7 protein-coding genes are annotated in these 15,996 nt (G+C 54.3%); 2 read left to right on the top strand and 5 right to left on the bottom strand.

What is annotated here, in order from left to right; translation table 11 throughout:
• The 5 genes from JYB84_RS02200 to JYB84_RS02180 all read right to left on the bottom strand — a co-directional run bounded on the left by JYB84_RS02200 (nt 1) and on the right by JYB84_RS02180 (nt 4,906).
• Nucleotides 1-474 carry a c(7)-type cytochrome triheme domain-containing protein gene (locus JYB84_RS02200; protein WP_207321826.1) on the bottom strand — a complete coding sequence of 158 codons (474 nt, stop codon included), beginning with the start codon at nt 472-474 and terminating at the stop codon, nt 1-3.
• Complete coding sequence (locus JYB84_RS02195; protein ID WP_207321825.1) at nt 474-2,237, bottom strand: hypothetical protein; 1,764 nt, start codon at nt 2,235-2,237, stop codon at nt 474-476. The genes JYB84_RS02200 and JYB84_RS02195 overlap by 1 nt, the downstream gene beginning before the upstream one ends.
• Before the next feature lie 11 nt (nt 2,238-2,248).
• Nucleotides 2,249-3,190 (bottom strand): peptidylprolyl isomerase, encoded by a 942-nt coding sequence (locus JYB84_RS02190; RefSeq protein ID WP_207321824.1) that lies wholly within the window; start codon nt 3,188-3,190, stop codon nt 2,249-2,251.
• A 200-nt stretch (nt 3,191-3,390) separates the two neighbouring features.
• Nucleotides 3,391-4,314 (bottom strand): cytochrome c3 family protein, encoded by a 924-nt coding sequence (locus JYB84_RS02185; protein WP_207321823.1) that lies wholly within the window; start codon nt 4,312-4,314, stop codon nt 3,391-3,393.
• A 289-nt stretch (nt 4,315-4,603) separates the two neighbouring features.
• Nucleotides 4,604-4,906 (bottom strand): c-type cytochrome, encoded by a 303-nt coding sequence (locus tag JYB84_RS02180; protein WP_207321822.1) that lies wholly within the window; start codon nt 4,904-4,906, stop codon nt 4,604-4,606.
• Nucleotides 4,907-5,223: 317 nt separating this feature from the next.
• Here JYB84_RS02180 and JYB84_RS02175 point away from each other — a divergent pair, with 317 nt between their 5' ends.
• Together JYB84_RS02175 and JYB84_RS02170 are read left to right on the top strand one after the other, a co-directional pair.
• Entirely contained in the window at nt 5,224-10,410 is a 5,187-nt protein-coding gene (locus JYB84_RS02175; protein ID WP_207321821.1) for a S8 family serine peptidase, read from the top strand.
• A gap of 394 nt (nt 10,411-10,804) precedes the next feature.
• A complete protein-coding gene (locus tag JYB84_RS02170; RefSeq protein WP_207321820.1) occupies nt 10,805-15,988 on the top strand; it encodes a S8 family serine peptidase in 5,184 nt (1,727 codons plus the stop codon).
• The last annotated feature ends 8 nt before the right edge of the window (nt 15,989-15,996 follow it).

Genomic DNA, 15,996 nt, shown 5'->3' with positions numbered 1-15,996 from the left:
TTACTTCCCCTTATTCTTGGCGTTGGCGGGAGTCACCAGCTTTTGTACCGTGCTGCCGTGTACCTGGGTCGGCGTTCCCGGTTTGCCGGAGTGACACAGGTTGCAGTTTTCCACCTGCCAGGCAATTTCACCGTTGTGGCAGGCGCCACAATATTGGCCATCAATAATCTTCAACATGTTGATTTCATTGCCGCCAGCCTTAAACTTAAAGCCCAGATCCGCATGGCACACCTTGCAACGGAAACGGGCACGGTGGAACCAGTGAGGAAATACCACGGGATTCATACCGGCCTGATCGGCATAGTTGTTGATGACTATGTCACCGTATTCGGCCTGGGCCGACATGGGCAATGCCAGTCCCAACATGGTCAACGCTGTGGCACAGGCCAAAATAGCGCTTCGCACTTTATTAATTTTTTTCACCATACTCACTGCATCCCCTATGGTTTCACGACATTTAATGGGTTGAACCATCAAAATTTTCTTCGCGCAGAGATTGAATAGAATTCCGAAGTCTCACTGAAAACCGAACTGAATCTGATTTCCAGCCTGCCTATGTTGTACTTCAGTTTTACGTCCAATGTGGCTACATCATTCCTGTTATTGCCATCGTTGAAGAAATAGTTCTCCAACGGCAGATCTAAAGTGGCTTCAAGCAACAAGCCCCAAATATCAAATAGATCCTGTTCTCTGTACCAGAGATTGCCCCAAGCACTCTGTGACTCCAAATCCGAGCCGGCAAACACGGTTCGGCTCCAGCCGTAGTTCATACGGCCACCGAAACTGGCGCGGGAGGACGCCATACTGGCACTTTCCACCCCCACATCAATGCGCTCCTGCCAGCTACCGCCGTCCATGGGCGACATATCATGGCTGATACGGCCAAAAATATTGGTGTTGCTTGCCCCTTCTCCCAGGTTCCAGTTCACATCAAAACTGTGGGCCAATCTGTCGCTCGACGACTCGCTATCCGAAAATGTCAATGTTCGGGTATAAGCCTGTGTCAATGACAAACCAATTGCGCCGACTACTGGTGAAAAATCACGCCTAATCCCATGGCTCAGATCCAGTTGCACATCCTGAGCATCCTGCTCCCCCTGCGAAGCGTTAAAGCTGCCTCGAACATGGGCGTTATACCTGGCAAAACCGAGATCGAAGTTATCCCGCCAACGGGTCGCCAAGCGCTCCAATATACGGGTGCTGTCCATCTCAAAGTACCGCTCACCATTTAGCGTACCGACAGTACCGTTTTTTTCTACCAGTACTGAGGCATTGCTGCTGAGGGTATCGGACCAGTCATAGTCCGCTGCTATATTTGAAGACCAGGTCAAATTCTGGATATTGACCTGTCCACCCTCATTACGACCATCCTGCTCCAGACTGTAGACTTGGTTATTCAAGCTCAATCTCATTTCAGGCAAGTCGGCAATGTTCCAACTATTACCGTTAAACACCCTGAAGTTTGTCAGATCGACATCCGACTCGCTGTTACTGCGATTAGAGACGGAATAACTGCCACCAATGTTTGAGTAACTTCTTTCCCAGTAATTGAAGTTGTGGTTGTACCCCAAATAAATATTCCAATCACTGTTCTCAAGTCCCACTGCAGTGGCTTTTCGACTATCTAATCTCAGGTATCCCGACTCATCATGGTCCTCGTACAAGCCAGTATAATTAAGCTCCAGCTCATGTACTTTGAAGTCGCGCCCATTTTCGCTTTCTGTTTCATTGCGAAATGCATATCTGCTGTTTAGGGAATTCCCACTGAAATTCAGATTTTTGCTGATACCCAAGCTTAATGTATTAAAGATGTTGTCCGTGCTGCTCTGACTGCGTACCTGGCTGAAATTGGCATTGAAAAAGGTCGGACTCTCGTCTGCCGGATACAGGGTCAGCCCAGTGCCCAATCCCCAAGCAAGGCTGTTATACAACTGATTGGCGTAAACGTCGTATTCCTGCAACTGGCCATTCAGCTGCCCGTTCACATTCAGTCCCAGCACCCAGGGGCGGTAGATATAGCCTGAGCTGTTGGCCCTGCCGTTATAATCACCAATAAACGATAAGTCCCGACTATAAGTTTCACCGCCTTTGGCATAGCTGGCAGCCAAACCAAAACTTCCGTACTGCATCAGTTGTGGTGCGGACAAATCAAACCAGGTGACGGCCGCCAACTGTGGCGCCGCCCCCAGTAAAATTGTCGCCACCCAGCACTGGGTGGCCCTTGATGCACCGGCCAAGGGTGTTGTCTCTAGTCTTTGATCAGTATTTCAACCTTGGCCGCCTGCTTCAGACCGGTAATGAAGTCTTTCCAGGTATCAATCCGCTTTTCCTGCAGTGCCAAGCCGGTTGCCCTTTGTTTGACCTCATCAAAACTGTGGTGCTGCTCGGGCAACCTTTCATCCAGCCTGAACAGGGCTATACCGTTCAGCAGCATCAGTACGGGGGTCATTTCCCCCGGCGCTAGCGAAGCCAAAGCCTCATCGGCAATATTGGAAATACTGCCCTTGTGGACAAAGCCCATATCGCCACCGCTTTCTGCCGTGGGATCGGTGGAGAACTCACGCGCCATCTCGGCAAAATCTTCACCATTGGCGATTCTGAAACGCACCTGCTCCATTTGTTTACGGGCACTGTCCCAGGCCTCAGCACCGGTCGAAGGGTCGACCCCCAGCAGGATCAAAGACACTCTATTACGAGGTGGCTGGGTAAATTTTTCCGGGTGCTGCTCATAGAAGTGCCGCGCTTCTTCCTCGGATACAGCCACCGCCTTTTCAAATTCATCTTTATAGGCACGGTATAACAGATCCCGAATTAAGCGCTGGCGATAGACCTTGAGGTAAGCATCCTTAACCACTGGCCAATCGGGGTTGTTCTGCATTTGCTCATCGAAGCGAGTCACTTGAGAATCGACTTCTTTGTTATCAACCTGGAAATCAGGTCTTTGTTGCTGCAGAAAATTTTGCAGCACTATCTGCTCCAGCCATTCGTTTTGAACGCTTTCTACAAAAGACGCATATTCGGCTTCCGGTGGCTGACTGTGGTAGTACTTGTTTCGGCGCTTGTATTGGTAAAAATCCTGGAAAGACACCAAAAGCTCAGGATTGCCATCGATCCTGGCATAGATCTGGGTATAGGGAGGTGGCAACTCGGATGCCGGGGATGGTTCCTCGGCCAGAACACTAGGTGTCAAAACGGCCAGTAACCAAGGGATAATAAACCTGCGTGCTATGCCCATATGCTTCCCCACTTTTATTATATTCAGCCGATGCCATGAGACGTTCGACCGGAAATGTTAGCAACCGCTTAAATGTAACACTTATTTTACATGGCGCTCCAGATAGCAAAAAGACTAACAGCCTGAGCTGTTAGTCTTTTTCTAGCTGGATCACATTATTTCACGTGACAGGCCAGACATACTGCACTTCCTGTGTTGTCGATACGCAGGAAAGTTTTGGTATCGGCCTGGTGAGGATCGTGGCAAGAAGCACACTCTACGAAAGGCTGTGCTGCACCGGCATCAATGCCAGCATCGGTACGAGTGTAGAGCGCCATATCTGTCTTGTTACGGATACCGGATACGGGAGAAATCTGGGTTCCGTTGATAGCGTTCGCTACACCAGTAGTTGCGTTGGTAGCAGGTACAGGTACATACCAAACAGTATTTCCGTTAATGCTGGTGGAGGCCAAACCGCGGAAATCGGGATTTTTGTAGCTGGCAGACAGTGATCTGTCAGTCTGACCTGAACGCAGACCACCGGCATACTGGATACCAATAGGATGGTCATTGGTTAAATCAGTACCAAGACCTGGTATTGGATCTGTTGTTTTCATCTTACCTGTCGCGGTATCAACAGTACCATCTGGAGAAGTCCAGGTACCAGCGAGACGAGCACCTGCTGCATTATACCCACCGGAGCCAGGTTGGTTGATCATCACGTCCATAGCCTGGGAACCATCGTGGCAAGACAGACAGGCGATAGAAACCGAACCCACAGAAGTCACAGAACCTTGCAGGGTTGCGGTACCCAAAGTGTTATAAGTAGAAAAACTGGCTTTGGCCGGCAGAGATTTGTTCCACAAAGGAGCCACTGCATTACCATCACCATCTTTAGCTACGCCACCGTGAGGGGTATGACAGAACACGCACACTTCAGTCGTTGCTGTAGTTGAGTTACGGGTTGCAGTTGGAGAAGCAACTGAAGTGCTACCCAGGTTATGTTTAGAGTCGACAATACTCTTGGTTTGAACTGCCATGGCATTGCCTGCCATCAGCACGGTTGCCACCGCCAGACTGAGTTTAAGTAAGTTATTCATATCCCATCTCTCACTATTAGCTAGATTTCTTTGATGCTGTCACTTTTTGCAACCGCACCGTTTTATAAGGTTCCCGCTTGCATACCTCTTAATAGGCAAAAGCAGTGCCAACTTTTTTGGGGGCTTTTGGGCCAATTAAACTGATCTCGATCAAGAAATACGGGCTTTGGCGTAAAGGGATTCCTGCTTTTCAGAATCGGGACTCTCACTATTGGTGAAACCCCGATATATCTCCTTGGAGATAAAGAAAAATAAAAGGTGACCGCCGTCACAGCATGCCACCTTTGGGTTAACGATAGAGAGGGCCGTGACCGGCCATAAAGCGAATTGCCTCCAGCAGCTCCTCATCGCTGCATTGAGGGCAAAGTCCTCCAGGCGGCATGGCGTTACGACCTTGCTTAACTGATTGAAGCAATTGGTCCATTCCCTTTACCAACCTGGGCGCCCAATCATCGGGATTGTGCAATTTGGGCGAATGCCCGACCCCGCTTTCATGACAGTACTTGCAAGCGCTTTCATAAGCGACAGGTGCCGCATTTACCGCTCCATGACACAGCGCTGCCACCAGAACCAGGAAAAGTTGCTGTTTCATTATGATGCTCAACAAAACTCAGATGCCTTTTAAAGGCAAGTTTCGAGCCAATCAGTATGAATTAACCACCTTTACAGCAAGCAAATTTCCCGGCTGTGACCCGGCTCCACTACACGGCATAATGGTACAATTTGCTACAGTTATCAGCGTGTTGCAAATGTTATAACTGGGTTGCAGATAGTTACATCTGCCCGGTAAGGCTGGGGCAAGTCACTGTTATTTAACAGGCTTGGCCAAGATGTGGTTGTTGTTCAGGTCAAGCAAACTCCTGCCCTGCCAAATCTCACACTTATAACAAGAATACATGGAGTTTTTTCATGACATCGCAACACAGATTAAAGGGGACGGCGCTGGCAGTCTTCGGAGCGCTGTATCTTGGCGTATCCGGTCACGCTGCCGCCGAAATCGGCATGAAAAAGGCAGAGAAGGGGGGCTTCTATGTGCCCACCTTCACCAGCCAGGACGTAGCCGATTTTAACCAACAGCAACAAGAGATAGCCAAGGGCGATATGTTTGTGGCCCCGGGTAAGGTCAACCATGTGTTACCCAAGCGGTCACAACAGGTATTCGAATTTGACGATTCCATCACGGGTGAGCATACCTTTATCGTCCAGTTCAGCGATAAGCCTGTGGCCACCTATGAGGGTAACTTGCCGGGCTTCAGTGCCACCAAGCCGCTGCTGAACAGAAACAGTAAACCCCAGTCCATGCAATCGGTACTGGCCCCTGCGGTGCAGGACTATCAGTCCATGCTGAGCAGCAAGCAGAATACTCTCCTGAGCCAGGCCAAAGCCAAGGGGGCCCAATTTGAGCTGGTGCGCCAATTCACCGTGGCCAACAACGCCGTGGCGGTGAAGATGACCCAGAGGGATGCTGCGCTGATGGCCAAGGTGCCCGGCGTTACCAAGATCACCCCCAGCCGGGTATTCCAGCTGCGCACCGATCGTGGTCCCGAGTTTATCCATGCCGATGCCGCCTGGTCCGGCAATACCGACTCAGGTCTCAAGGCCCAGGGTGAAGGTATGGTGGTCGGCATTATCGATACCGGCATCAACACCGATCATCCCGCCTTTGCCAGCGACGCAGAGTTTGCCGCCAGCCATGAGAAAATGGGTGGCACCTTTTTGGGTGACTGTCAGGAAGATGCCAGCCTGTGTAACGACAAGCTGATCGGTGTCTACTCCTATGACATCATCACTGCGGTCTACAATGCACCTGAATTTCAGCAGTATCCCTGGCAGACCAAACTGATCCGTCCCCGTAACGGTGAAGACCACCATGGTCACGGCTCCCATACCGCCAGCACGGTTGCCGGTAACCGCATAGAAAACACCCCACTGCAGGCCCCCACGGGTGAGCCGGTCAGTGACGGTGTGAATCTGCCATTTAATTTCGACCACACCTCGGGTGTGGCGCCGCGGGCCCACATTGTATCTTACCAGGTATGCTGGCCGGGCAGTGGTGGCGACCCCTATGCGGGCTGTCCCGAGGAAGCAATCCTTGCGGCCTACGAGGACGCCATCAAAGACGGCGTTGATGTAATCAACTTCTCCATCGGTGGCTCAGAACAATTCCCCTGGGAAGATCCCATGGAACTGGCCTTCCTTGCCGCCCGCGAGGCAGGAATATCTGTGGCCGTGGCCGCAGGTAACTCCGGCCCCTATTTCTTCAGTGCCGATCATACTTCACCCTGGGTCACCACAGTGGGTGCCTCCACCCATGACCGCACCCTGGATGCCGGTAAAACCAGCATTACTGCGTTTGAAAGCACCGGCCCCAGCTATACCATTCCCAAAACCGATATAGTGGGCAAGGGCTTTACCGATGAGCTTTCCGGTCAGTTTGTACTGGCTGAAAACTATCCTGACCCTGATCTTAATGATGGTTATGCCGCCAAGACCTGTAACGCCCCCTTCCCTGCGGGCACCTTCAGCGCCGATCAAATAGTGGTGTGTGAACGTGGTGATATCCCCCGTGTCGACAAGGCCGTGAACGTTCAGGCCGGTGGTGCCGGTGGTTTGGTGTTGCTGAACGTCAACTACAGTGACGCTACCGTTGCCGATCGCTTTGTGATCCCGGGGATCAACGTGGCATCCAGCAGTGGTTACACCCTGAAAAACTGGATTAACCGCAGCAATGGCACTGCCCGCGGTACCATTACCGCCCATACCAACGATTACATCCTGGATGAAAACAATGGCAACCTGCTGGCCCGTTTCAGCTCTATGGGTCCCAGCCGCTTCTTCGACAACCTGGTACCGGATGTGACCGCCCCCGGCGTTAACATCTATGCCGCCAACGCCGATGATCAGCCATTCACCAATTATCCAGCCGCCAGTGACTGGACCATGATGAGCGGTACCTCCATGGCCTCGCCACACGTGGCCGGCGCCATGACCCTGCTGACCCAGTTACACCCTGACTGGACACCGGCAGAAATCCAATCGGCGCTGATGCTGACGGCCAACCAGGTGAAATTCCAACCTTACTCAGGTGCGACACCTCAGGATGTGCCCTACAACTTTATGGCCGGTGCCGGTGCCATAGATGTAGCCAAGGCCGATGCAACCGGCCTGGTGCTCGACGAAACCATAGACAACTATGTCAACGCCAACCCCCACAACGGCGGCATAGCCAACTGGCTCAACCTGCCCTCAATGGTGGACATGAGCTGTGAAAAAGAGTGCACCTGGATGCGCACAGTCAAGGCCACCAAGGATGGCAGCTGGAGTGTCAGCACCGAAGTGAAGGAAGACGGCGCCACCCTGACGGCCTCCCCAAGCCAGTTCAGCCTGAAGGCAGGGGAAACCCAGGCCATCATGGTGAAGATGACTGTCCCAAGCATCAGTCGTAACCTGGTAGAACCCGAAGACACCGACAATCCCTGGGAAAGCAGCAACAACTACTCGCTGTTCAATGGCCAGCTGAAACTGACCAGCACCTCGGGCAATTCACCCGAGCTGCACATGCCTGTGGTGGCGCTGTCCGAATACGATCAGCTGCCTTTTGCCAAGGACATTGAGTTCAACCGCGAACAGGGCAGTGAGTCCTTCGTGGTCAATACCGACAACTACAGCCAGTTCACCCCAAGGTACTATGGTCTGGTCAAGCCTGAACTGCGCACCGCGGAACTGCCCTTGTCCAGCCCGTATCTTGGCAAAGAGCAAATCGAAGCAGGCTGGAGCGTGACCCAGGTTGTGGTACCGGAAGGCACCAAGCGCCTGATGGTTGAGGTGCAATCCAGTGACCCGATAGGCTATGAGGAAAACAAGAACCCGCGCTACTACGGCCAGCGTCCGGTGCTGACCATGGGTCTGGATGCCAACGGCAACGGTAATTTCATGCCGACCCAGGAAGAATTGGATGCCGACCGTTATGCCCTCAGCAACGAGTACTTCGGTGAAATGGTATGTCAGTCATCTGCCACCTCGGTGCAGAACTTCTGTGACATCATAGATCCCACCCCCGGCACCTACTGGGTAGCCCTGGTGAATGTCGGCTATGGAGAGCAGAAGTACAAGGTCACTACCGGCGTTGCCCTGCTGTCCAACGACAGCAGCGCCGGCAATTTCAGTCTGGAAGGCCCGGCCGAACACGATGGCAACGGTAACTACCAGTTGAACCTGAACTGGGATCTGCCCGATGCCGTTGAAGGCGATGTCTATTATGGTGGCTTCGATTTGGGCAACATGCCCGGCGAAGAAGGCACCCTGGGCTTCACCTCACTGAAGCTGAAGCGCGGCAAGGACAATGTGTCCTTTGCTGTCAGCCAGGATAAGGCCCGCAACATGGATGTGGTGGATATCAGCCTCAAGATGTTGCCCAACCTGGAAACCGCCGACAGGGACTTCAGCTTCAAGTTGACCCTGCCCGAAGGTATGCGTCTGGCGCCCGAGACCCTGAAAACCGTCAATGACAAGATGCTCAATGGTCTGGAAATTGATGAGCACGGTCTGAGCCTCAGCGGTACCCAGGAAAGCACCCGCGACGTACCCCGTGAGTACGTGCTGACCAACAGCCTGACCTCAGCCCAGTGCCGCACGCCCAAGATCGACGAGTTCTCCGACGGTCGTTACATAGATCTGTTCGAGTTCGGTATGCAGCCGGAGCAATCCTGGTATGTGGGCGATTATCGCTCTTACTTCGACATCCCCATGGATTGGTTGTTCTGGGGTATGGGCCAGGAGCAGTTCAAGCTCTATAACCAGGACAACGGTGGCTTTATCCGCATGCACACTGTGGGTGCCATGCAGTTCAACACCGCCTACTGGATGATGAACTATCACCGCGGCCCTGGCTTCCTGTACGAGTCAATGAACGCCTTCTGGCGCGGCACGTTCGAAGCCAAGAACCGTCGTCACTGGGAAGACCCATGGGGCCTGACCCTGGCGGCTCAGTATGAGGCCGACAGACCGGATCTGGGCGATCTGCTGTTCATGGAGTTCGATAACATTACCGATAAGGTGACCGGCGATGAGTATGACTATGAGGTCATAATGCGCCCCAATATCGACTTCCGCGACGATCGCTTCGAGCTGATGTTTGCCTACAACAACCTGGGCGGCAATCTGGCCAAGGGTACTGTCTTTGTTGAAGGTTTTGACAGCGTGTTCTCCACCAACGCCGGTCCGAAAGACGGCTACCTCTATACCATGGTTGGCTTCGACAACCTGGATGAAGTGCTGACCGACAACATGGTGATCTGCTTCGACTATACCGGTCCGGAGAAAAGTGCCATCGACATGAGCTTCAAGGCGGTTATCCAGCCTGAGGCCGTGGGCAAGACCCTGGATATCAACCTGACCCAGATGGTCGAGGGTGGTGAAGAGCAAACCCTGGTACACAGCATCAAGGTCAACAGCGATCTGAAGGTGGCAGAGATGTCCAACCTGACCGTGGCTGAAGACGGCGAGCTGACCGGTATCGAGGTGTTCTATCTGGATGCCAACAAGGTGAGCAACACTGTGATTGTCACCGGCGAGCACATCCAGGCCACAGTCGAGGGCAGCCACTTCAGCCTGAAACCTGAAGCCGACTTCTTCGGTGACACCCTGGTGACAGTGACAGTGCAGGACAACGAGCATGCCAGCGATCAGGCCAGCACCAGCTTTATGCTGACAGTGACACCTGAGCAGGATGCGCCCCAGGCCATGGTGGCGGCAACGCAAATCAGCATCACCGAAGGTGGCAGTGTTACCCTCGATGCCAGCACTTCCTACGATGTGGATAACGATGCCCTGAGCTTCGAATGGCAAGGTCCAGGTACCATCTCAGGTGCCGACAGCGCCATCGCCACTGTCAGCGGTCTTGGCGTGGGTGAGCATGAGTTTACTGTGACAGTCTCCGACGGTGTGATGACCGACTCGACCGCTACTGTGATGGTCAAGGTCAATGCCGCACCGGCACCTGCCACACCGGACAATTCCAAGTCCAGTTCCGGCGGTAGCCTGGGTTGGTTGAGCCTGATGCTGCTGGCTCTGGGCGGTCTGCGCCGCCAGCGCTAACCTTCTGAGCACATGCTTTAATTGCTTTAACTTGATAAAAAGGGCCTTCAATTGAAGGCCCTTTTTTTGTCATCTCAGCGGCGGCCATTTTGAACGGCTCCGTCTGCGCCACTGCCAATACGTCCGTCATCTCCGCATGCGTTAACAAATTGTAACAACAGTCACTTTCACTTCAATGTTATAACTTGGTTACAGACAGGAATGTCTGTCCGGCATGGCTAGAAAAACTCCTTAATAATCAAAAATTACAGGCTGAAATAGGCTTGGGGCTTTGGTTTGCCCGGAGTTTGGGTTCCCGGTCCGTTTCCGGCCGCAACAGCGCCCGAATGCACACCCGGGGCACGGCCTCGCCACACTGCACTTCACTAAAAACAAGAATACATGGAGTTTTTTCATGACATCGCATCATAAGTTAAAAGGGACGGCACTGGCGGTCTGCGGAGCGCTGTATCTCGGTGTATCCGGCTATGCGGCCGCAGAGATAGGGATGAAACAAGGTGATAAAGGGGGCTTCTATCTGCCCACTTTCACCGGTCAGGATGTGGCCGATTTCAATAAAGAGCAGCAAGAGATAGCCAAGGGCGACATGTTTGTCGCCCTGGGAAAAGCGAACCATGTGCTGCCCAAAAAATCCCATCAGGTGTTCCAATTTGATGATTCCATCAAGGGCGAGCACACCTTTATCGTGCAATTCAGCGACAAATCTGTCGCCACCTACGATGGCAACCTGCCGGGATTCAGTGCCACCCGTTCGCTGTTGAACCGCACGGGTAAACCGCAACAGGTCCAAGCTGCCATGGCCCCGGCGGTGCAGGACTATCAGACCATGCTCAAGGGCAAACAAAACAAGTTGCTGAGCCAGGCCAAGGCCCAGGGCGCCCAATTTGAGCTGCTGCACCAGTACACAGTCGCCAACAACGCCGTGGCGGTCAAAATGACCCAAAGGGACGCGGCTTTGATGGCCAGGGTGCCGGGTGTCACCAAGATCACCCCCAGCCGGGTATTCGAGCTGAGAACCGATCGCGGCCCCGAGTTTATCCACGCCGACAGTGCCTGGAGCGGCAATACCGACTCTGGTCTCAAGGCCAAGGGTGAAGGCATGGTGGTGGGTATTATCGACACGGGTATTAACACCGACCACCCCGCCTTTGCTTCAGACGATGAATACGCTGCCAGCCATGCCAAAATGGGCGGTGCTTTCCTCGGTGATTGCCAGGAAGACGCGAGCCTGTGTAACGACAAGCTGATCGGTGTCTACTCCTATGACATCATCACGGATGTCTACAAAGCCCCCGAGTTCCAGGAATATCCCTGGCAAACCAACCTTATCCGCCCCAAGAACGGTGAAGACCATCACGGTCACGGTTCCCACACCGCCAGCACGGTTGCCGGCAACCGCATAGAAAACACCCCGCTGCAGGCCGCCACCGGCGAACCGGTCAGCGATGGCGTCAATCTGCCGTTTAACTTCGACCATACCTCGGGTGTCGCCCCCCGCGCCCACATCATTTCTTATCAGGTTTGCTGGCCGGGCAATGGCGGCGATCCTTACTCAGGCTGTCCCGAGGAAGCCATTCTGGCCGCCTACGAGGATGCCATCAAAGACGGCGTCGATGTGATTAACTTCTCCATCGGCGGTGCCGAAGCCTTCCCCTGGGAAGATCCCATGGAACTGGCATTCCTGGCGGCCCGTGAGGCCGGTATCTCCGTGGCGGTGGCCGCCGGTAACTCGGGCCCCTATTTCTACAGTGCCGATCACACCTCGCCCTGGGTGACCACGGTTGGCGCCTCGACCCACGACCGCACCCTGGATGCGGGCAAGACCAGCATCACCAATTTTGAAACCGCTGGCCCAAGCTACACCCTCCCCTACTCCGACATCGAGGGTAAAGGTTTTACCGATGCCATTTCCGGTCAGTTTGTACTGGCGGAAAGCTATCCGGATCCCGACCCCAACGATGGCTACGGCGCCGGCAGCTGTAACGTGCCGTTCCCGGCGGGAACCTTCACTGCCGATCAGATAGTGGTGTGCGAGCGCGGTGATATTCCCCGTGTCGATAAGGCCATCAACGTGCAGGCCGGTGGCGCCGGTGGTCTGGTGCTGCTGAACACCGATTACAGCATGCCAACCGTTGCCGACCGCTTCGTCATCCCAGGCATTAACGTGGCTTCCGGCGCCGGTTGGTCTCTGAAAAGCTGGATTAGCCAAAGTAATGGCTCCGCCCGCGGCACCATCACGGCCCACACCAACGACTACATCCTGGATGAAGACAAGGGCAATATGCTGGCCCAATTCAGCTCCCTGGGTCCCAGCCGCTACATAGACAACCTGGTGCCGGATCTGACCGCCCCCGGGGTCGACATCTATGCCGCCAACGCCGATGATCAGCCCTTTACCATGTATCCCAACGCCAGCGATTGGACCATGATGAGCGGTACCTCCATGGCCTCGCCACACGTGGCCGGTGCCATGACCCTGTTGACCCAGCTGCACCCCGGCTGGACCCCGGCGGAAATCCAATCGGCCCTGATGCTGAGTGCCAACCCGGTCAGATACCAAAGCTATGGTATGACCATGGAACTGCCATACAACTTCATGGCCGGCGCCGGTGCAATCGACGTGGCCAAGGCCGATGCCGTGGGCCTGGTGCTGGACGAGACCATAGACAACTATGTCAATGCCAACCCCCGCAATGGCGGCATAGCCAACTGGCTCAACCTGCCGTCCATGGTGGACATGAGCTGTGAGAAAGAGTGCACCTGGATGCGCACAGTCAAGGCGACCAAGGATGGCAGCTGGAGTGTCAGCACAGAAGTGACCGAAGATGGCGCAACCCTGACCGCTTCCCCAAGCCGGTTCAGCCTCAAGGCCGGTGAAACCCAGACCTTAATGGTCAAGATGACAGTTCCCAGCATCACCCGCCACCTGGTAGAGCCCACGGATCAGGACAGCCCATGGGAAGGTGACAACAACTACTCGCTGTTTAACGGCCAAATCAAGCTGACCAGCACCACAGGTAACTCACCTGAGCTGCACATGCCTGTGGTGGCACTGTCAGAATACAACCAATTGCCTTTTGCCAAGGACATTGAGTTCAACCGTGAACAGGGCAGCGAGACCTTTGTGGTCAACACCGACAACTACAGCCAGTTCACCCCCAGGTACTACGGTCTGGTGAAGCCCGAGTTGACTACCGTGGAATTGCCCATGTCCAGCCCCTATCTGGACAAAGAGACAGTGGAGGCGGGCTGGAGCGTCACCCAGGTGGTGGTACCTGAAGGCACCAAACGCCTGATGATTGAGATTCAATCCAACGAGCTCATAGGTCAGGATAACAACCCCAATCCACGTTACTACAGTCAGCGCCCGGTACTGACGATTGGTCTGGATGCCAACGGCAACGGCAACTTCATACCGTCACAGGAAGAACTCGATGCCGATTACTCCGCTCTCACCAATGAGTATTGGAGCGAACTTGTATGTCAGTCTTCCTCAAAATCGGTACAAAACTTCTGTGACATAGTGGATCCAACACCCGGCACCTACTGGGTGGGCGTGGTCAACGTTGGCTGGGGCGAAGAAAGGTACAAGACCACCACAGCTGTGGCCATGCTGTCCGACGACAGCAACGCCGGCAACTTCAGTGTTGAAGGCCCGGCCGAGCACGACGGTAACGGCAACTATGAGCTGACCCTTAACTGGGATCTGCCCGATGCCAAAGAAGGCGATGTGTTCTACGGCGGCTTCGACCTGGGCAACATGCCCGGCGAAGAAGGCACCCTGGGCTTCACCTCGCTGAAACTGGTACGCGGCAAGGACAACGTGTCCTTTGCTGTCAGCCAGGATCAGGCCCGCAACATGGATGTGGTGGATATCAGCCTCAACATGCTGCCCAACCTGGAAAGCCAGGATCGGGACTTCAGCTTTAAGCTGACCCTGCCCGAAGGCATGCGTCTGGCGCCCGAGACCCTCACCACAGTCAATGACAAGATGCTCACAGGTCTTGAAATCGACGAGCACGGTCTGAGCCTCAGCGGTACCCAGGAAAGCACCCGCGACGTACCGCGCGAGTACGTGCTGACCAACAGCCTGACCTCGGCCCAGTGCCGGACTCCGTTAATCGACGAATACTCGGATGGCCGCTACATAGATATGTTCGAATTTGGCTATCAGCCGGAACATGACTGGTATGTAGGTGACAGCAACAGTTACTTTGATATCCCCATGCACTGGCTGTTCTGGGGCATGGGTCAGGAGCAGTTCAAACTCTACAACCAGGACAACGGCGGTTTCTTCCGCATGCACACAGTGGGTGCCATGCAGTTCAACACCGCCTGGTGGATGATGGATTATCATGTAGGCCCCGGTTCAGCCTTCCTGCACGAGTCCATCAGCCCCTTCTGGCGTGGTACGTTCGAGACCAAGAATCGTCGTCACTGGGAAGACCCATGGGGTCTGACTATTGCGGCTCAGTATGGTGCAGACAGACCGGATCTGGGCGACCTGCTGTTTATGGAGTTTGATAACATCACCGACAAGACCACAGGCGACGAGTACGATTATGAGGTCATAATGCGCCCCAATATCGACTTCCGCGACGGTCGCTTCGAACTGATGTTTGCCTACGACAATCTGGGCGATAACCTGGCCAAGGGCAGCATCTTTGTTGAAGGCTTTGACAGTGTGTTCTCCACCAACGCCGGTCCCAAAGACGGTTACCTGTACACCTTAGTGGGCTTCGACAACCTGGATGAAGTGCTGACCGACAACATGGTGATCTGCTTCGACTACAAGGGTCCGGAGAAGAGTGCCATCGACATGAAGGTCAAGGCGGTCATCCAGCCTGATGCCGTGGGCAAGACCCTGGACATCAGCATGACCCAGATGGTTGAGGGTGGTGAAGAAAAGACAGTGGTGCACAGCATCAAGGTCAACAGCAACCTCAAGGTGGCAGCAATGCCCAACCTGACGGTGGCTGAAGACGACGAACTGAGCGGTATCGAAGTTTCGTACATTGATGCCAACAAGGTCGGCAACCATATCATGGTCAGTGGCGAACACATCCAAGCTACGGTTGAGGGCAACCACTTCAACCTGAAGCCGGAAGCCGACTTCTTCGGTGAAACCCTGGTGACAGTGACAGTGCAGGACAACGAGCATGCCAGCGATCAGGCCAGCACCAGCTTTATGCTGACAGTGACACCTGAGCAGGATGCGCCCCAGGCCATGGTGGCGGCAACGCAAATCAGCATCACAGAAGGCAACAAGGTCACCCTCGACGCCAGCGCCTCCTACGATGTGGATAACGATGCCCTCAGCTTCGAATGGCATGGTCCCGGCACCATGTCCGGCGCCGACAGCCCCATAGCGACGGTCACGGGGCTGAGTGTGGGTGAACACCAGTTCACTGTAACCGTGTCCGACGGCCACATGGATGACGTCAGTGCCACAGTCATGGTCAAGGTCAATGCCGCACCGAACGACTCCACGGAACCAGAGACAGGCAGTTCCGGCGGTAGCCTGGGTTGGCTGAGCCTGATGCTGTTGGCTCTGGGCGGTCTGCGTCGCAAACATTGATCCCCAAG

The sequence above is a fragment of the Shewanella cyperi genome (genome assembly GCF_017354985.1).
GTDB lineage: Bacteria > Pseudomonadota > Gammaproteobacteria > Enterobacterales > Shewanellaceae > Shewanella > Shewanella cyperi.
This window is presented reverse-complemented; position numbering and strand designations above follow the sequence as displayed.

Coding starts and splice junctions, on each gene's coding strand:
- JYB84_RS02200 (WP_207321826.1), bottom strand. CDS start 474: ATGGTTCAACCCATTAAATGTCGTGAAACCATAGGGGATGCAGTGAGT.
- JYB84_RS02185 (WP_207321823.1), bottom strand. CDS start 4,314: ATGAATAACTTACTTAAACTCAGTCTGGCGGTGGCAACCGTGCTGATG.
- JYB84_RS02180 (WP_207321822.1), bottom strand. CDS start 4,906: ATGAAACAGCAACTTTTCCTGGTTCTGGTGGCAGCGCTGTGTCATGGA.
- JYB84_RS02175 (WP_207321821.1), top strand. CDS start 5,224: ATGACATCGCAACACAGATTAAAGGGGACGGCGCTGGCAGTCTTCGGA.
- JYB84_RS02170 (WP_207321820.1), top strand. CDS start 10,805: ATGACATCGCATCATAAGTTAAAAGGGACGGCACTGGCGGTCTGCGGA.